This is a genomic window from Streptomyces sp. GESEQ-35, from assembly GCF_017948485.1.
In the GTDB taxonomy this organism is placed as follows: domain Bacteria; phylum Actinomycetota; class Actinomycetes; order Streptomycetales; family Streptomycetaceae; genus Streptomyces.
Map to the genome: position 1 here is coordinate 133,467 of NZ_JAFFSX010000015.1, position 16,891 is coordinate 150,357.

At 71.0% G+C, this 16,891-nt stretch carries 15 protein-coding genes; 3 read left to right on the forward strand and 12 right to left on the reverse strand.

Annotated elements, in window-relative coordinates:
* Positions 1 to 116 precede the first annotated feature (116 nt).
* Both KCH87_RS27425 and KCH87_RS27430 read right to left on the reverse strand, forming a co-directional pair.
* The gene (locus KCH87_RS27425) at positions 117 to 494 is read right to left on the reverse strand and encodes a VOC family protein (protein WP_210588935.1); all 378 of its coding nucleotides are present in this window, start codon (positions 492 to 494) and stop codon (positions 117 to 119) included.
* A 350-nt stretch (positions 495 to 844) separates the two neighbouring features.
* A complete protein-coding gene (locus KCH87_RS27430; RefSeq protein ID WP_210588936.1) occupies positions 845 to 1,945 on the reverse strand; it encodes a citrate synthase 2 in 1,101 nt (366 codons plus the stop codon).
* 330 nt (positions 1,946 to 2,275) lie between these two features.
* Between KCH87_RS27430 and pdxH the strand changes: the two genes are divergently transcribed.
* Positions 2,276 to 2,953: a pyridoxamine 5'-phosphate oxidase gene (gene pdxH / locus KCH87_RS27435; RefSeq protein WP_210588937.1), complete on the forward strand. Its 678-nt coding sequence runs from the start codon at positions 2,276 to 2,278 to the stop codon at positions 2,951 to 2,953.
* Here the strand turns inward: pdxH and KCH87_RS27440 are convergent.
* The 9 genes from KCH87_RS27440 to KCH87_RS27480 all read right to left on the reverse strand — a co-directional run bounded on the left by KCH87_RS27440 (position 2,943) and on the right by KCH87_RS27480 (position 14,088).
* Entirely contained in the window at positions 2,943 to 3,548 is a 606-nt protein-coding gene (locus KCH87_RS27440) for a TetR/AcrR family transcriptional regulator (protein WP_210588938.1), read from the reverse strand. The genes pdxH and KCH87_RS27440 overlap by 11 nt on opposite strands.
* The gene (locus KCH87_RS27445) at positions 3,536 to 4,270 is read right to left on the reverse strand and encodes an enoyl-CoA hydratase family protein (RefSeq protein WP_210588939.1); all 735 of its coding nucleotides are present in this window, start codon (positions 4,268 to 4,270) and stop codon (positions 3,536 to 3,538) included. Before KCH87_RS27445 ends, KCH87_RS27440 begins: the two co-directional genes overlap by 13 nt.
* Complete coding sequence (locus KCH87_RS27450) at positions 4,267 to 5,832, reverse strand: 4-coumarate--CoA ligase family protein (RefSeq protein WP_210588940.1); 1,566 nt, start codon at positions 5,830 to 5,832, stop codon at positions 4,267 to 4,269. Before KCH87_RS27450 ends, KCH87_RS27445 begins: the two co-directional genes overlap by 4 nt.
* A gap of 38 nt (positions 5,833 to 5,870) precedes the next feature.
* Positions 5,871 to 7,019 (reverse strand): acyl-CoA dehydrogenase family protein, encoded by a 1,149-nt coding sequence (locus KCH87_RS27455; RefSeq protein WP_210588941.1) that lies wholly within the window; start codon positions 7,017 to 7,019, stop codon positions 5,871 to 5,873.
* Between the two features lie 56 nt (positions 7,020 to 7,075).
* On the reverse strand, positions 7,076 to 8,917 hold the full coding sequence (locus KCH87_RS27460) for a biotin carboxylase N-terminal domain-containing protein (RefSeq protein WP_210588942.1): 1,842 nt from the start codon (positions 8,915 to 8,917) through the stop codon (positions 7,076 to 7,078).
* 10 nt (positions 8,918 to 8,927) lie between these two features.
* Positions 8,928 to 10,526, reverse strand: coding sequence for an acyl-CoA carboxylase subunit beta (locus KCH87_RS27465; RefSeq protein ID WP_210588943.1), 1,599 nt, complete (start codon positions 10,524 to 10,526; stop codon positions 8,928 to 8,930).
* A complete protein-coding gene (locus KCH87_RS27470) occupies positions 10,523 to 12,202 on the reverse strand; it encodes an acyclic terpene utilization AtuA family protein (protein ID WP_210588944.1) in 1,680 nt (559 codons plus the stop codon). The genes KCH87_RS27465 and KCH87_RS27470 overlap by 4 nt, the downstream gene beginning before the upstream one ends.
* Complete coding sequence (locus KCH87_RS27475; protein ID WP_210588945.1) at positions 12,199 to 12,993, reverse strand: TIGR03084 family metal-binding protein; 795 nt, start codon at positions 12,991 to 12,993, stop codon at positions 12,199 to 12,201. The genes KCH87_RS27470 and KCH87_RS27475 overlap by 4 nt, the downstream gene beginning before the upstream one ends.
* Positions 12,994 to 13,134: 141 nt before the next feature.
* On the reverse strand, positions 13,135 to 14,088 hold the full coding sequence (locus KCH87_RS27480) for a DMT family transporter (protein WP_210588946.1): 954 nt from the start codon (positions 14,086 to 14,088) through the stop codon (positions 13,135 to 13,137).
* A gap of 234 nt (positions 14,089 to 14,322) precedes the next feature.
* Between KCH87_RS27480 and KCH87_RS27485 the strand changes: the two genes are divergently transcribed.
* Both KCH87_RS27485 and KCH87_RS27490 read left to right on the forward strand, forming a co-directional pair.
* Positions 14,323 to 15,438: a hypothetical protein gene (locus KCH87_RS27485; protein ID WP_308298929.1), complete on the forward strand. Its 1,116-nt coding sequence runs from the start codon at positions 14,323 to 14,325 to the stop codon at positions 15,436 to 15,438.
* Positions 15,439 to 15,644: 206 nt separating this feature from the next.
* The gene (locus tag KCH87_RS27490) at positions 15,645 to 16,130 is read left to right on the forward strand and encodes a MarR family winged helix-turn-helix transcriptional regulator (RefSeq protein ID WP_210588947.1); all 486 of its coding nucleotides are present in this window, start codon (positions 15,645 to 15,647) and stop codon (positions 16,128 to 16,130) included.
* Between the two features lie 66 nt (positions 16,131 to 16,196).
* Here KCH87_RS27490 and KCH87_RS27495 read toward each other — a convergent pair whose 3' ends face one another.
* The gene (locus tag KCH87_RS27495) at positions 16,197 to 16,847 is read right to left on the reverse strand and encodes an FMN-dependent NADH-azoreductase (protein ID WP_210588948.1); all 651 of its coding nucleotides are present in this window, start codon (positions 16,845 to 16,847) and stop codon (positions 16,197 to 16,199) included.
* Between the last annotated feature and the right edge of the window lie 44 nt (positions 16,848 to 16,891).

The window sequence follows — 16,891 nt, forward strand, 5'->3', positions numbered from 1 at the left end:
CGTGCGCGGCGATGTGTTGCGGATCACGGTGCGGTCTGGACCAGTGCGGTGTCAATACGGCCGTTGCCGTCCGACGTCGCCTGCCGTGCCGGTACGCACCACGGCCGACGCGACCCTCAGTGCCGGACCAAGCAGAACGGATGCCCGGCCGGATCGGCATAGACACGCCAGCTCCGCCCATCCGCACCACCGTCCAGAACCGTCGCCCCGCGAGCCAGCACCTGCTCCTCGGCTCGGTCCAGGTCCGCGACACCGAAGTCCAGATGGAACTGCTGGGGCCGGGCAGGGTCGGGCCAGACCGGCGGCAGATAGTCCGCCGCCCGTTGGAAGGCAAGGACGAGTCCGGACGGCGTGTGCAGCGTCGCCCACCCGTCATCGAGTGCCCACCGCTTGTCCTGCTGATTGACGGTCCCACCCAGCAGTGATTGGTAGAACGCTGCGAGTTCCGCCGGATCAGAGCAGTCCAGCACCACGCACTGCAGGTCAGCGATCATCCGCAGATCCTAGGCGGCTGCCGGGGCAGTTACGCCTTCCGGTCCGAATCAGGTCCGTCAACATCTCGAAAAACCGGTTGATCCGTGACCAACGGCTTCCTAGTGTGGCTGTTACTTCAGAAGGGAGGTGGTTCGGCAGATGTATGCATACCGGACGGAAGAGGTGGCTGCGGGCTAGCGGCCCGCCACCACATCCTGTGCGGTGCCGGACCAGCGTGTGCGCGAAACACGCAGCCGGCCCAATCCAATGCAGTCACCCGACCCGCGAGCTCGCCGGTACGTCCGGCCGGCTCCCCCGCCGAGAGGCGGAGGGACCTGAGCTCGCGGGTCGTCTGCGTTCCCGGAGGGGATCAGCGCGCGATGTCCCCGTACCCCTCGATCTCCCGCGGATCGCGGGTGCCCGGGCCGACGTAGCGGGCGGAGGGCCGGACCAGTCGGCCCGTCCTCTTCTGCTCCAGGATGTGAGCCGACCAGCCCGCCGTACGGGCGCAGGTGAACATGGACGTGAACATGTGGGCCGGGACCTCGGCGAAGTCCAGGACGATGGCCGCCCAGAATTCGACGTTGGTGGCCAGGACGCGGTCCGGGCGGCGGCTGTGGAGTTCCGCCAGGGCCGCCTTTTCCAGGGCTTCGGCGACCTCGAAACGGGGGGCGCCCAGTTCACGGGCCGTGCGGCGGAGGACTCGCGCGCGGGGGTCTTCGGCGCGGTAGACGCGGTGGCCGAAGCCCATGAGGCGTTCGCCCTTGTCGAGGGCCTGTTTGACGTAGGCCTCGGCGTCGCCGGTGCGCTCGATCTCCTCGATCATGCCGAGGACGCGGGAGGGGGCGCCGCCGTGCAGCGGGCCGGACATGGCTCCTACGGCGCCGGAGAGGGCGGCCGCGACGTCGGCGCCGGTGGAGGCGATGACGCGGGCGGTGAAGGTGGAGGCGTTCATGCCGTGTTCGGCCGCGCTGGTCCAGTACGCGTCGACCGCCGCCACGTGCTTGGGGTCGGGCTCGCCGCGCCAGCGGATCATGAAGCGCTCGACGACGGACTGCGCCTTGTCGATCTCGCGTTGCGGGACCATGGGCCGGCCCTGGCCGCGGGCGGACTGGGCGACGTAGGAAAGGGCCATGACGGCTGCGCGGGCCAGGTCGGCGCGGGCCTGTTGGGCGTCGATGTCGAGCAGGGGTTTGAGGCCCCAGACGGGCGCCAGCATGGCCAGTGCCGACTGGACGTCCACGCGGATGTCGCCGGAGTGCACGGGGATCGGGAAGGGTTCGGCGGGCGGCAGGCCGGGGTTGAAGGCGCCGTCGACGAGCAGGCCCCAGACGTTGCCGAACGAGACGTGGCCGACCAGATCCTCGATGTCGACGCCTCGGTACCGGAGAGCGCCGCCCTCCTTATCCGGTTCGGCGATCTCCGTCTCGAACGCGACGACTCCCTCGAGTCCGGGTACGAAGTCGGACATCAGGCGGCTCCTCATGATGTGTGCGACAGGTGGGGTGTGGCTTGTGGGGACGGTGTTGCGCAAGTTGTTCGGTGGGGGGTGGGACGACCGTGTGTCGTTTGCTGCGGAAATCTCCCGCCCGATGGATCCGCGGTCGTCGGTCCGTGCAGACTCGCGGTCCTGGGCGGTCATCCCTCTGATGCCCCGCGCGGCTGGCGGTCACCCAACCGGAACGGAAACTGAACGATATCTTCGGGTGCCACCTTTGGGGAGGGTCCGCGGCACTCAGTGCCACGCAGTGATGAAGGACACCGTGGCGAACGGCGCCCGCGGATACGGCAAGATGACCGCGTGAACGACCGAGACGCCGTGTCCGCCGTACCCCTTGATCCCGCGTCGATGCGCAAGCAGTACCGGGCCGAGGGCCTGGCCGAGTCCCAGCTGGCCGCCACGCCGGTGGAGCAGTTCGCGCGGTGGTTCAGGCAGGCCGCGACGGAGGCTCATCTGTTCGAGCCGAACGCGATGGTCGTCTCGACGGCGGACGCCGAGGGGCGGCCCAGCACTCGTACGGTGCTGTTGAAGCAGTTCGACGAGCAGGGTTTCGTCTTCTACACCAACTACGACTCCCGCAAGGGCCGTGACCTGGCAGAGAACCCGTATGTGTCGCTGCTGTTCCCCTGGCATCCGATGGCCCGGCAGGTCATCGTCTCCGGCGTGGCGCGGCGCACCGGCCGTGACGAGACGGCCGCCTACTTCCGTACCCGGCCGCACGGTTCGCAGCTCGGGGCCTGGGCCAGTGCCCAGTCCTCGGTGATCGCCACGCGCGCCGATCTCGACGCCTCGTACACCGAGTTGGCGGCCCGCTATCCGGAGGGCGAGCAGGTGCCGGTGCCTCCGAACTGGGGTGGTTTCCGGGTGGCTCCGCAGTCGGTGGAGTTCTGGCAGGGCCGCGAGAACCGGCTGCACGACCGGTTGCGGTATGTGGCGGAGGCGGACGGGAGCTGGCGGGTGGAGCGGCTCAGTCCGTGAGCATCTCGTCCAGCAGTGCGGCCCACTGCGCCACCACCCGTTCCCGGCGCGGGCGGTCGTCGGTGAGCAGGTTGGCCAGGCCCAGGCCGCGAGCCATGTCCAGCAGACCCTGAACCGTCTCCCGTACGCCGGCGCGGGACTCGTTCGCGCCGAGCAGTTCGACCGCGATGCGGTGGGTCTCGCGGCCGACGCGGGCCTCCAGTTCGGTGACCCGCGGGCGGAGCTGCTCCTCGTTGGAGGCGGCGACCCACAGGTGGAGGGCCGCGCGGAACAGGGGGCCGGTGTAGAGGTCGACCAGGGCCGACACCGCCGTATGCCGGTCGACCGTCGTGTCCTGCGGGAACAGCTCCCGCAGTGCGCCGGAACGCTCCTCGGCGACGTACTCGACGGCCGCCGTGAACAGGTCCTCGCGGGTCGGGAAGTGGTGTTGGGCGGCGCCGCGGGAGACGCCGGCGCGTTCGGCGACGACGGAGACCGTGGAGCCTGCCCAGCCGTGTTCGGCGAGGCAGGCCACGGCGGCTTCGAGGAGCCGTTGCCGGGTGGCTCGGCTGCGGTCCTGTTTGGGCACACGGTCGACCGTGCTCACAGCACCCATGGCGGATCCCGTCGTTCGAGGAAGGCCGTCATGCCCTCGCGGGCGTCGGCGGAGGCGAACAGCCGGGCCGAGAGCGCGGTCAGGTCGGCCGCGTCCCGGTCGAAGGCTTCCAGCACCCTAGCTGTGAGCAGCTGTTTCGTCTCTGCCAGGGCCTGCGGGGAAGCCTTGCGCAGGCCGTCCAGGATCGGTTCCAGTACGGCGTCGACGTCGTCGCCCGCCGCGGTCAGCAGGCCGATACGGGTCGCCTCCGCGGCGTCGAAGCGTTCGCCGGTGAGGTAGTGGCGGGCGAGGGCGCGGGGGTCGGTGCGGGGCAGCAGCGGCAGGGAGATCACCGCGGGGGCGACGCCGATCCGTACCTCGGTGAAGGCGAAGGTCGCCTCGCTCGACGCGGCGGCGACGTCGCAGGCGCCGAGCAGTCCGAGGCCGCCCGCGCGGACGTGTCCGGTGACGCGGGCGACGACGGGTTTGGGCAGTTCGACGATCTGCCGGAGCAGGCCGACGAGCGCCTCCGGAGGCGGCGGGTCACGCAGGTCGGCGCCCGCGCTGAAGGTGTTGCCGGTGTGGGTGAGGACGACCGCGCGGATGTCGCCGTCCTTGCCGCAGTCGGTGAGCGCGTCCGCGAGCTCGGCGACGAGGGCCGCCGAGAGGGCGTTGCGGTTGTGCGGCGAGTCGAGGCTGAGCGATGCGACGCCACGCGCGCGTGTACGGCCGATCAACGTCACGTGTGCTCCCTGAGTTCCCGCCGAAGGATCTTGCCGGAGGCGGCCCGCGGCACTCCGTCTATGAAGGTGACCTGGCGTACGCGCTTGTAGGGGGCGACGCGTTCGGCGACGTACATCATGACCTCTCCTTCGGAGAGGTCGGCTGCGGGCTGGCGGACCACGTAGGCGTGCGGGACTTCGTTGCCCTCGTCGTTGTAGGCGCCGATGACGGCGGCGTCGGCTATGCCGGGGTGGGTGAGCAGGAGGGCCTCCAGTTCGGCGGGCGCCACCTGGAAGCCCTTGTACTTGATGAGTTCCTTGACGCGGTCGACGACGAACAGCCAGCCGTCGGCGTGGACATGGCCGACGTCTCCGGTGTGCAGCCAGCCGTCGGTGTCGATCATCGCGGCGGTGGCGTCGGGGCGGCCCAGGTAGCCCTTCATCACCTGGGGGCCGCGGATGAGGATCTCGCCGGCTTCGCCGACGCCGAGGTCCTTGTCGGGGTCGTCGAGGGAGACGATGCGCATCTCGGTGCCGGCGATGAGCTTGCCGACGGTGCCGGGCGGCGCCTGGTGCATGGCGTCCAGGGGGACGACGTGGGTGCCGGGCGACAGTTCCGTCATGCCGTACGCCTGGCCGACCGGGGGCAGGCCCAGGCGCTGGGAGCAGGCCGCGGCGAGCTGGGCGTCCAGGGGGGCGGCGGAGCTGACGATGTATCGGAGGGACGAGAGGTCGTACTCCGCGACCGCGGGGTGCTTGGCGAGGGCCAGGATGATCGGCGGGGCCACGAACAGGCCGGTGATGCGGTGGTTCTGGATGGCCGCGAGAAATGTTTCGAGGTCGAAGCGCGGCAGCACGACGACGGCGGCGCCCAGCTTCAGGGGCAGGTTCATGAGGGCGGTCAGCCCGTAGATGTGGAAGAAGGGCAGCACGGCGAGGATGCTGTCGCCGGGGCCCGTCGGGATGGCGGGTTCGAGCTGGGCGAGGTTGGTGGCGATCTGGCGGTGGGTGAGCATCACGCCCTTGGGGATGCCGGTGGTTCCCGAGGAGTACGGGAGGGCCGCCACGTCCGTCGCGGGGTCGATGTCGATCTGTGGTTCGGGGGCGGTCGAGGCGAGCATGTCGATGAGGGAGCGGTGCCCGGGCGCTTGATCGCAGACGAAGATCTCCTGGATGCCGCCCGCGAGTTCGGCGGCCCTGCGGGCGGTCTCCAGCAGCGGCGAGACGGTGACGATCCAGCGGGCGGCCGAGTCGCGCAGCTGCTTGCCGAACTCCTCGGCGGTGGACAGCGGGTGCACGGTCGTGACGGTCGCCCCCGCGCGCGTGGCGGCGTAGAAGGCGGTCGGGAAGGCCACCGTGTTCGGACTGTGCAGGGCGAGCACATCGCCCTTGCGCAGGCCCGCCTCGGCCAGCGCGGCCGCGATGCGCCGGTGGAACTGGTCCACCTGCGCATACGTGAGGGTCATGCCGTTGGTGCCGTCGATCAGGGCTGGTGCGTCGCCGAACTCGGCGGCCCGGCCGAGGACCGCCTCGTGGATGGGGAGTTCGACGGGCGGGACGTCTGCGTACTCGCTGCGGAACATGGTTCCTCCTCGCGCGACTGGCACAACGCTGTGCCGGATCAGTACGACTTGGGCAGGCCCAGGGTCTGGTGGGAGACGTAGTTGAGAATCATCTCCCGGCTCACCGGAGCAATACGAGCCACGCGGGCGGCTGTTATCAATGAGGCGAGCCCGAACTCGCGCGTGAGGCCGTTTCCGCCGAGGGTGTGCACGGCTTGGTCGACCGCCTTCACGCAGGCCTCCCCGGCCGCGTACTTGGCCATGTTGGCGGCTTCTCCCGCGCCCGCGTCGTCGCCGGCGTCGTAGAGGCAGGCCGCCTTCTGCATCATCAGGCGGGCCAGTTCCAGGTCGATGTGCGCCTGCGCGAGGGGGTGCGCGATGGCCTGGTGGCTGCCGATGGGGGCCTTCCAGACGGTGCGTTCGCGCGCGTACGTGACGGCTTGCGCGAGGGCGTACCGTCCCATGCCGATCGCGAAGGCGGCGGTCATGATGCGCTCGGGGTTGAGGCCGGCGAAGAGTTGCAGCAGACCGGCGTCCTCGTCGCCGACGAGTGCGTCGGCGGGGAGTCGTACGTCGTCGAGGGTCAGCTCGAACTGCTTCTCCGCGGCCTGGAGTTCCATGTCGATCTGGCGGCGTTGGAAGCCTTCGGCGTCCCTCGGGACGATGAACAGGCAGGGCTTGAGGTTGCCGGTGCGGCCCTCTTTGTTGGGCACAGTTTCGGTGCGGGCGACGATGAGGGTCGCGTCGGCGATGTCGACGCCGGAGATGAAGACCTTGCGGCCGGTGAGCAGCCAGTCGACTCCGTCGCGGTGAGCCGTGGTCGTGATGCGGTGGCTGTTGGAGCCGGCGTCGGGTTCGGTGATGCCGAAGGCCATGGTGCGTTTGCCTTCGGCGAGGGCGGGGAGCCACTGGCGCTTCTGTTCTTCTGTGCCGAAGCGGGCGATCACTGTGCCGCAGATTGCCGGAGAGACGACCATCATGAGGAGGGGGCAGCCTGCTGCGCCGAGTTCTTCCAGGACGATGGAGAGTTCGGCTATGCCGCCGCCTCCTCCTCCGTGTTCCTCGGGGAGGTTGACGCCGAGGTAACCGAGTTTGGCTGCCTCATTCCAAAGGTCCTCTCGGACGAAGCTGCGGCCGTGTCGCTTGCCGAGGGCGGCTACTGCGGCTCGTAGAGCCTTGTGTTCTTCGGATTCGAGAGTGGTGGGCATGGGACTCCTCCCGGGTGCGGGTTGTGTGTGGCTGGTCGCGCAGTTCCCCGCGCCCCTTAGGTGGGTTCCACCACCGCCAGTAGAGAACCGACCGCCACCTGTTGTCCGGGCACTGCTTCCAAGGCGCTCAGCGTTCCTGTGGCCGGCGCCGTGACCTTGTGTTCCATCTTCATCGCCTCCAACCACAGGAGGGGCTGTCCGGCCTCCACGGCGGCTCCTACGGCCAAGCCCTCCGCGACCCTGACCACCGTTCCCGGCATGGGGGCCAGGAGCGAGCCCGGGGCGTGCTGGGTCGTCGGGTCGGGGAAGCGGGGCAGGGACTTCAGGGCGGTGGTGTTCACGTAGAGGTCGTCGCCGTACCGCGCCACCTCGAACTTGCGCTGTACGCCGTCCACTTCGAGTACGACGAGACGCGCGTCGGCGTGGACCACGCGGACGCCCTCTGCCGCGAGCCCCGCGCGCGTGTGCCGGTAGTGGACCTCGTGTTCCTCGCCCGCCATCTCGTATCGCTTGGTCTGCGGCTGTGAGGGGAGGTTGCGCCAGCCGCCGAAGCGGGAGCGGTCGTGGGTGTCGGCGAGGGCCGCGGCGAGGGGGGCGTGGGGGTCGGGCGCGGGTTCGGTGAGTGCGGTGAGGTGGCGGTCGTAGAAGCCGGTGTCCATGCGGGCGGTGGTGAACTCCTTGTGCCGCAGGGAGCGGACGAGGAGGTCGCGGTTGGTGGGCGGGCCGTGGACGGCGGCGCGTTCGAGGGCGCCGGCGAGTATGCGGATGGCTTCCGCGCGCGTGGGGGCGTGGGTGACGGCCTTGGCGAGCATCGGGTCGTAGTGGACGCCGATCTCGTCGCCGTCGGTGTAGCCGGTGTCCAGCCGGATGCCGTCGGGGGCGGCGAGGCGGTGCAGGGTGCCGGTCTGCGGGGCCCAGTCGCGGGCCGGGTCCTCGGCGTAGAGGCGGGCCTCGACGGCGTGGCCACGCGCGCGTGGGGGGTCGATGTCGAGGGCGTGGCCTTCGGCGACGCGGAGTTGGAGGGCGACGAGGTCGATGCCGTACACGGCTTCCGTCACGGGGTGTTCGACCTGGAGCCGGGTGTTCATCTCCAGGAAGTGGGCCGTGTCGCCGGCGACGAGGAACTCGACGGTGCCCGCGCCCACGTAGCCGACGGCGCGGGCGGCTCGTACGGCCATCTCGTACAAGGACTCCGTCAGTTCGGGTTTCAAACCCGGTGCCGGGGCCTCCTCGATCACCTTCTGGTGGCGTCGTTGGAGGGAGCAGTCCCGGGTGCCGAGCGCCCACACCGTGCCGTGTTCATCGGCAAGGATCTGCACTTCGACGTGCCGGCCGTCCTCTACGTAGGGCTCGACGAAGACCTCGCCGTCGCCGAAGGCGCTGTGGGCCTCGGCGCGTGCGCCCTCGAGTTCGGCGGGCAGGTCATCGAGCCGGCGCACGATCCGCATGCCACGGCCCCCGCCGCCCGCTGCCGCCTTCACCAGCACCGGCAGGTCCGCCTCGGTGACCTCGCGCAGGGGCTCGATACCCATCAGCTCCTTGGCGCGCGTCTTGGACGCCATCGCCTCGATCGCCTCGGGGGGCGGCCCGATCCAGGTGAGGCCCGCGTCGATGACCGCGCGTGCGAAGCCGGGGTTCTCGGAGAGGAAGCCGTAGCCGGGGTGCACAGCGTCCGCGCCGGCGTTCAGGGCCGCCTTCACGATCAGGTCGCCGCGCAGATACGTCTCGGAGGGCGCCGCCCCCGGCAGCCGTACCGCCGTGTCGGCCACGCGCGCGTGGAGGGCGTTTTCGTCGGCGTCCGAGTGCACGGCGACCGTCCGGATTCCCCACTCACGGCAGGTGCGGAAGACCCGGCAGGCGATCTCGCCCCGGTTGGCGACGAGCACAGAAGTGATCACTGGTGATCCCTCACATCCGGAAGACGCCGAAGCCACCGCGCGCGCCCTCGTAGCGGGCGGTGTGGACGGCCGACAGGCACAGGCCGAGGACGGTGCGGGTGTCGCGGGGGTCGATGACGCCGTCGTCGTACAGCCGCCCGGACAGGAACATCGGCAGGGACTCGGACTCGATCTGCTGCTCCACCATCGCCCGCAGCGCCGCGTCGCCCTCTTCGTCGTACGGCTGGCCCTTCGCGGCGGCCGACTGGCGGGCGACGATCGAGAGCACGCCGGCGAGTTGCTGCGGGCCCATGACGGCGGACTTGGCGCTGGGCCAGGCGAAGAGGAAACGGGGGTCGTAGGCGCGGCCGCACATGCCATAGTGCCCGGCGCCGTACGAGGCCCCGATGAGCACGGACAGGTGGGGGACGCGGGAATTGGAGACGGCGTTGATCATCATCGCGCCGTGCTTGATGATGCCGCCCTGCTCGTACTCCTTGCCGACCATGTAGCCGGTGGTGTTGTGCAGGAAGAGCAGCGGGATGTCGCGCTGGTTGGCCAGCTGGATGAACTGGGCGGCCTTCTGGGACTCCTCGCTGAACAGCACGCCCTGGGCGTTCGCGAGGACGCCGACCGGGTAGCCGTGCAGCGTCGCCCAGCCGGTGACCAGGCTGCTCCCGTACAGCGGCTTGAACTCGTCGAAGTCGGAGGCGTCGACGATCCGGGCGATCACCTCGCGCGGGTCGAAGGGGGTGCGAAGGTCCCCGGGCACGATGCCCAGCAGCTCGTCCTCGTCGTACTTGGGCGGCGCGGCGGGGCCCGGATCCTCGTACGCCTTGCGGTGGTTGAGCCGGGCGACGACGCGCCGCGCCTGCCGGAGCGCGTCCGGCTCGTCGACGGCGAAGTAGTCCGCGAGACCCGACACGCGCGCGTGCATCTCGGCGCCGCCGAGCGACTCGTCGTCGCTCTCCTCGCCGGTGGCCATCTTCACCAGCGGCGGTCCGCCGAGGAACACCTTCGCGCGTTCCTTGACCATGATCACGTGGTCGGACATGCCGGGGATGTACGCGCCGCCGGCGGTCGAGTTCCCGAAGACGACGGCGAGGGTCGGGATCCCGGCGGCGGAGAGCCGGGTGAGGTCGCGGAAGATGGCCCCGCCCGGGATGAAGATCTCCTTCTGGGAAGGGAGATCGGCGCCGCCGGACTCCACCAGGCTGATGCAGGGCAGCCGGTTGGCGAGCGCGATGTCGTTCGCGCGCAGAGCCTTCTTCAGGCTCCAGGGGTTGCTTGCGCCGCCGCGTACGGTCGGGTCGTTGGCGGTGATCAGGCACTCCACGCCCTCGACGACCCCGATACCGGTGACGAGGGAGGCGCCGACCGTGTAGTCGCTGCCCCAGGCGGCCAGCGGCGACAGCTCCAGGAATGGCGTGTCGGGGTCGAGGAGCAGCTCGATGCGTTCGCGGGCGAGGAGTTTGCCGCGTTTGCGATGCCGCTCGACGTACTTCGGGCCGCCCCCGGCGAGCGCCTTCGCATGCTCGGCGTCGAGGTCGGCGAGCTTGGCCAGCATGGCGTCGCGGCTCGCCCGGTAGTCGGCGCCGTTGAGGTCGAGAGCGGTACTGAGAACCGTCAAAGGAGGGCCTCCGGGATGTCCAGGTGGCGGGAGCGCAGCCATTCGCCGAGGGCCTTGGCCTGCGGGTCGAAGCGGTGCTGGGCGGCGACGCCTTCGCCGAGGATTCCTTCGACGACGAAGTTGACGGCGCGAAGGTTGGGCAGCAGGTGCCGGGTGACGGACAGCTGACGGCTTTCAGGTATCAGCTGTTGAAATCTGTCAGTTGTCAGCTCGTGGGCCAGCCACCGCCAGGCGTCGTCCGTTCGCACCCACGCCCCGACGTTCGCGTTCCCGCCCTTGTCCCCGCTGCGGGCCCCGGCGACGAGGCCGAGGGGGGCGCGCTTCCTGGGTCCGTCCGGCAGTGGCTCGGGCAGGGACGGCTCCGCGATGGGCTCGTCGTCGAGTACGGCAGTGTCGTGGGCCGGGGGCACAGGGATTCGGCGCCCGTCGTGGAGGACGGCCATATGTGGGACGTCGCCATGGGGGACGTACACATCCTCGAAGACCCCATAAGGCGCGCCCTTTCCGGGTGGGGCGAGCACATGGAAGCCGGGGTAACTGGCCAGCGCCAGCTCCACGGCGGCGCTGGAGAGCGCCCGGCCGACGGTCTCCTGGTCGGGGTCGCGTACGACGAGCCGGAGCAGGGCGCTCGCGGTCTCCTCCGTCGGGGCGTCGGGCCGGTCGGTGCGGACGAGATCCCAACGGACGTCGGCGGGCAGGGACTTGGCCGACGCGTCCGTCATCTGTTCCCGTACGAGATCGGCCTTGGCCTCGATGTCTAGTCCGGTGAGGACGAAAGTGACCTCGTTGCGGAAGCCGCCGAGCCGGTTGAGGCCGACCTTGAGGGTCGGGGGCGGGGCCTCGCCGCGTACGCCCTCGATGCGGACGCGGTCCGGGCCCTGCCGGGTGAGCCGTACGGTGTCCAGCCGGGCGGTGACGTCGGGCCCGGCGTACCGGGCGCCGCCGGTCTCGTAGAGGAGCTGCGCGGTGACCGTGCCCACGTCGACGAAGCCGCCGGTGCCGGGGTGTTTGGTGATGACGCAGCTGCCGTCCTCGTGAAGCTCGGCGAGCGGGAAGCCGGGGTGGCGTACGTCGCCGTCACGGAAGAAGGCGTAGTTGCCGCCGGTGGCCTGTGCCCCGCACTCCAGGACGTGCCCGGCGACGACGGCGCCCGCGAGCCGGTCGTACTCCCCGGGCTGCCAGCCGAAGTGGGCGGCGGCGGGCCCGGTGACCAGGGCCGCGTCCGTCACCCGCCCGGTCACCACGATGTCGGCGCCCTCCCGCAGACAGGCCGCGATACCGAAGCCGCCGAGGTAGGCGTGGGCGGCGAGGCTGCCGGGGTGCTGTGCGGTGAGGTCGTCGCCCTCGACATGGGCGACGCGTACCGGGATGCCGAGCTTGTCCGCCAGCTTCCTTACGGCGTCCGTGAGTCCGGCCGGGTTGAGCCCGCCGGCATTGGTGACGATCTTGACGCCGCGCTCGTGGGCGAGGCCGAGACACTCCTCCAACTGGCGGAGGAAGGTGCGGGCGTAACCGGCGCCGGGGTCCTTCAGCCGGTCCCGGCCCAGGATGAGCATGGTGAGTTCGGCGAGGTAGTCGCCGGTGAGGACGTCCAGTTCACCGCCGGTGAGCATCTCGCGCATGGCGTCGAAGCGGTCGCCGTAGAAGCCGGAGGCGTTGCCGATCCGAAGGGTCACGCCTCGGCTCCTTTCGGCGGGCGTCCGGCGCCGGCCGGGCCCGCGAAGGCCTGGGCGATGTCCAGCCAGCGGTCGGCGTCGCGCCCCTCGGCCCGTACGGCGAGGTCGGCGCGGTGGGCGCGCTGGGTGACCAGGAGGCAGAAGTCGAGGGCGGGGCCGGTGACGCGCTGGGGGGCGCCTTCGGGGCCGTAGGTCCACAGGTCCCCTGAGGGGCCGGCGATCTCCACCCGGATCTCCTCGGCGGGTGCGGTCAGCCCGTGCACCATGAAGGCATAGTCCCGGGCCCGCACCCCGATGCGGACCACATGCCGGAGCCGGTCCGTGGGTGGGCGGACCACACCGAGGGTGTCCGCGACGTCCTGGCCATGGGCCCAGGTCTCCATAAGTCGGCCGGTTGCCATGGAGGCGGCCGACATGGGTGGGCCGTACCAGGGAAAGCGCGTGCCCGTGTGTGCCGAGCGCAGGGTGTCGTCGAGGGCCTTGCGTCCGGCCCGCCAGTCGGCGAGCAGTTCGGCCGGCGGCTTGGCCGCGCCTTCCTGTGCGCCCTCGTCGACGAAGGAGTCCGGCGCGGTGAGGGCCTTCTCGATCTCACGGCGGAAGGAGTCCGGGTCCGTCATGGCGTGCAGCGCGCGACGGTCGGTCCAGGCGAGGTGCGCGATCTGGTGGGCGACGGTCCAGCCCACGGCCGGGGTGACCAGCGCCCACTGCTCCTCGCTCAGCTCCCCCACGAGTCGGTCGAGCTCCTGGCTCTCCTCACGCAGGTCGTCGATCACAGGCGTCGGATCGGACACGGAGCGCTCCCCTCGGGCACGGCGGTGTGCGGGGTGGTGCGCTACGGAGCATGGCAGCGACGCAGAAAACAAGCAAGCGTGCTTGCATTGTTGGCCGCTGGATTCAGAACCGGTTCGGACCGGCCTCAGCGCAGCCCCACGTCAGTGGACCTCCAGCCCCTTCGCCTTCCCCCGCCCCACCTGCGTCCGCACCGCGCCCATGCTGGCGGCGATGACCAGGGCGATCGCGGCGGCCTCCATGGCGGAGAGGGACTGGTGGAGGATGAGGAAGCCCGCTGTCGCGGCGAGGGCCGGCTCCAGGCTCATCAGGATCGCGAAGGTGGAGGCGGGCAGGCGGCGCAGGGCGAGGAGTTCGAGGGTGTACGGGAGGACGGACGACAGGATCGCTACGGCGGAGCCCAGTGCGAGGGTCGTCGGTTCGAGGAGCTTCGTCCCGGCCTCCGCGACACCCAGGGGCAGGAACAGCAGCGCCGCGACCGCCATCGCGAGGGCGAGGCCGTCGGCCTGCGGGAAGCGTCGGCCCGTACGCGCGCTGAAGACTATGTAGGTAGCCCACATGGCGCCGGCCCCCAGGGCGAAGGCCACTCCTATGGGGTCGAGGCTGCTGAAGCCTCCGCCGCCGAGGAGGAAGACGCCGGCGAGGGCGAGTCCGGCCCAGATGAGGTTGACGGCTCGACGGGAGGCCAGGACGGAGAGGGTGAGCGGGCCGAGCACCTCCAGGGTGACGGCGGGGCCCAGCGGGATGCGATCGACGGCCTGGTAGAAGAGGCCGTTCATCGCGGCCATCGTGACGCCGAAGACGACGACCGTGCCCCAGTCGGTGCGGGAGTGGCCGCGCAGCCGGGGGCGGCAGATCAGGAGCAGCACGATCGCGGCCGCCAGCAGCCGCAGCGTCACGACACCCAGGGCGCCCGCCCGCGGCATCAGCGTCACGGCCAGGGCCCCGCCGAACTGCACGGAGACGCCTCCGGCCAGCACCAGGCCGACCGGCCCGAGGGAACCCCAACGGCGCGGGGCAACAGGAGCGGGCGCATGGTCCGTCACGGGGCCGACCGAGGTCGGGTCGGACGGGGCGGCGGCGCTGGGGGTGCTCACGGGACCTTCCAATGACTTGACTCGGGGGTTTGTTCATCACGATGAACTGCTCGGTCCAGGGTAGTGGACTTCGTCAGGGGTGTGAAGCCGTTATGCGGCTGTCCCGGAGTGTGGACGGAAGGGGCTCCGGCGAGCATGTCCACTGGAAGGCAGCAGCCGGAACGCCGGATTGACGTCCGCCGAGGCTCCGTTGAAGCCCCTGACCCGTTCGGAGCCCGCTGAGACAGTGGGCCGGTGACCGATCACTTCGTATTCGAGCGTTCGGACGCGCCCCGGGCGCAGTCCCTCCTGTCGCGCCGCGCCGTGCTCCGTGGCGGCGTCACCACGGCGGCCGGCCTTGCCCTGGCCATCGGCGTCGGCCGGCCCGCGCTCGCCGCGCCACCCGGTCACCGTCGACGGCTGCGGGTGCTGATCGCCACCAATGAGCCCTGGGGTACGTACCACGTCCAGCCGCTGCTCGCCGAGGCCGTTCGACGGCGTTGGCAGGTGACCCAGCTGGTGCCGGACCTGTCGCAAATCACGCCCGGAGACCCGGTGCCGGTGGCCACACCGGACACGGCGCCGGCGGCGGACCTGCTGGTGGTGACCGGTGCCGGCGACTGGCCGCTCGAGTGCGCCCACCGGTTCGCACGGTTGCCGTCGACGGCGAGCTCGCTGGCGTATCTGGGACCCCAGGAGGCGCCCGGCGCACGGTGGTTGCGGCACCGGCTGCGTACGATCACCTCCTCGTCGCCCGCCGAGGCGCGGGCCTTCGGCGGGTACCTGGGTACGCGACGGCGGATCCGTGTGGTCGGCTCGCCGCAGACCGACACGCTGCCGGAACACTGGCCGGAGCCGGGCCTCGTCCTGGTGCTCACGAGCGTCACCCACTCCGACGACACCGGCGGCGCCGCGCCCGGCACGGAGTTGCTGCTCGCCGCCGCGGAGCAGCTCGCGGCGGCCGGGCGACACATCCTGGTCGGCCTGCATCCCCGTGAGGACCCGGCGCTGTGGGACCGCTACGAGATCAGCAAGGTGCCCTCGGTGCGGGCCGCGGCCCGGGCGGAGGCGGCGATCGGCATCCCCGGCACGGTCTTCCCGCTGGTCGCGGCGGTCGGCGTCCCGCTCGTCGGCTGCACCGACCCCGCGCTGAGCGTGCCGGAGTACCTGCTGTCGGTGTGCTCGTCGACGATCGACGACCCGGCCGAGGCGGTCAACGCGGTGGCCGGGGCCCGGCTGCCCTCCCCCGACATCCTGGCGGACGCCGTCGGACCCGTCGGCGGCTCGGCGGCCCGGCTGCTCGACGCCTGGGCCGCCACGGCAGCCGCCCACGACGCCCGTCCGGCAGCTCACCTCGCAGCACGACGCTGAGCCGCTGCCCTGCCGGACCAGCACACCGGCCATGGTCCCGGCCCGGACTGCTCGGCAGGACGCGATTCCGCGCTGGAACACCGGCGGCGTGTCAGCGCCGGCACGACGCGATCAGCGGCGGCGACCTCCGGCTCGGCCAGGTCCCTGCCTCATTTGGTTTCAAACGATACCGTATCGACTGAATTCATGGCTGATAACGTGCCCCCATGACCGGCGACACCCCCCGCAGAACCACCGCCTCGCGTGCGACCGACCGCCCCGGGGACCCCTCGCCTTTCGCTCTCGGCCTGCTGCTGCGCCGCGCCCACTGGCATGCGGCCGGGGTGATGACGGAGGCGCTTCGGCCGCTCGGTATCGAGCTGCGTCATTTCGCCGTGCTGATCGTGCTGGTCGACCGCGGGCCCACGGTGCAGCGGGACTTGGCGGCGGCGACAGGGTCGGACAAGGCGGGAATCATGCGGGTCGTGGACGACCTGGAGCGCAGGGGGCTGGCCGTACGCAGGGCCGTTGCCACAGACCGGCGCGCGCGGGCAGTGGAGATCACGCCCGAGGGCCTGGAGCTTTTCGACGCGGCCCATGGTGCTGCCGAGCCGCTGGCCGAGCGCCTGGTTGCCGGACTGGGTCCCGGCGAGCCCGAGCAGCTGACGGATCTGCTGACCCGGTTCGCTCATCCCGCGGACGACGAGGCGTAAGCCGGGCGACGAGGACGCCATGTGACGCGCGGAGGCAGGGCGTCACACGGCGTCCGACGCCCGCGGTCACGCGGCGAGACGCTCCGCAAGCTCCTTGGCCTTGGTGGCCGCATCCTCGAAGGCGCGCTCGCGGGACGCCTCGTAGAGGGGCACCAGTTCGGACATGGCCGGGTTGCGGGGGGCCATGGTGAGTTCCGGGACGATGAAGTCGAGGTCCAGGCCGAGGGTGCGCTCAAGGACGGCCTTCAGGTAGTTCTGCACGAACTCGAAGCCCTCTCGCGGGGTGCCCGGCGCATAGGAGCCGCCGCGGCTGGCGACAACGACGACCGGGGTGCCCTGGGCCGAGGGGGTTCCGCCTGCGGTGCGGCCGAGCAGGAGCACGTTGTCCAGCCATGCCTTGAGGGTCGAGGGGATCGAGAAGTTGTACATGGGGGCGCCGATCAGGACGGCGTCCGCCCGCTCCAGCTCCTCCATGAGCTTCTCTCGCGCGGCGAACGCGGCCGCCTGCTCCGGGGTGCGCTCGGACGGGGCGGCGTAACCGGCGGTCCAGGCGTCGGCGGTGATGTGCGGGACGGGGGCGGCGGCGAGGTCGCGGTAGATCACCACGCCCTCCGGGTGCTGCTCCTCCCAGGCCCTGCGGAAGGCGTCCGCGACCGAACGGGACGCGGACACCTCGCCCGGGAGCACGGACGAGTCGATGTGCAGCAGCGTGGCCATGGCTTTCTCCAAGGAACAGAGCGGTGCCCAGGGCAGGGAGCCAT

Excerpts from the sequence above, each read along its gene's own strand:
- KCH87_RS27425 (WP_210588935.1), bottom strand. The coding sequence starts at position 494 with ATGATCGCTGACCTGCAGTGCGTGGTGCTGGACTGCTCTGATCCGGCG.
- KCH87_RS27430 (WP_210588936.1), bottom strand. The coding sequence starts at position 1,945 with ATGTCCGACTTCGTACCCGGACTCGAGGGAGTCGTCGCGTTCGAGACG.
- KCH87_RS27440 (WP_210588938.1), bottom strand. The coding sequence starts at position 3,548 with ATGGGTGCTGTGAGCACGGTCGACCGTGTGCCCAAACAGGACCGCAGC.
- KCH87_RS27450 (WP_210588940.1), bottom strand. The coding sequence starts at position 5,832 with ATGTTCCGCAGCGAGTACGCAGACGTCCCGCCCGTCGAACTCCCCATC.
- KCH87_RS27455 (WP_210588941.1), bottom strand. The coding sequence starts at position 7,019 with ATGCCCACCACTCTCGAATCCGAAGAACACAAGGCTCTACGAGCCGCA.
- KCH87_RS27490 (WP_210588947.1), top strand. The coding sequence starts at position 15,645 with ATGACCGGCGACACCCCCCGCAGAACCACCGCCTCGCGTGCGACCGAC.
- KCH87_RS27495 (WP_210588948.1), bottom strand. The coding sequence starts at position 16,847 with ATGGCCACGCTGCTGCACATCGACTCGTCCGTGCTCCCGGGCGAGGTG.